General features: G+C 79.3%; 1 protein-coding gene. It reads left to right on the forward strand.

What is annotated here, in order from left to right; genetic code table 11:
• Window positions 1-41: 41 nt before the first annotated feature.
• On the forward strand, window positions 42-309 hold a 268-nt coding region (locus tag GTW40_RS06220; RefSeq protein ID WP_343245623.1), incomplete at its 3' end, for a CbiX/SirB N-terminal domain-containing protein.

The raw sequence follows: 309 nt of genomic DNA on the forward strand, positions 1-309 counted from the left end.
TGAGCGCGGCGCCCGCCGCCCGCCCGGCTGGGGGGTACCCGGTGAGCGCGGCGCCCGCCCTGCTGGCGGTGGCCCACGGCACCCGCGACGCGGAAGGCGTGCGTACGGTACGCGCCCTGCTGGACGAGGTGCGCCGGACACGGCCAGGACTGCGCGTGGAGGTGGCATGGCTGGGCCTGGTCGAGCCCTCGGTCCCGCGCGCACTGGCGGCACTGCCCGGCCCCGCCGTCGCCGTACCCCTGCTCCTCGCCAGGGGCTACCACGTACGGACCGACCTCCCGGCCCTGCTGGCGGACGCGGCCCCCGGTC

Origin of the sequence: Streptomyces sp. SID4985 (genome assembly GCF_009863025.1) — a bacterium.
Lineage (GTDB): Bacteria > Actinomycetota > Actinomycetes > Streptomycetales > Streptomycetaceae > Streptomyces.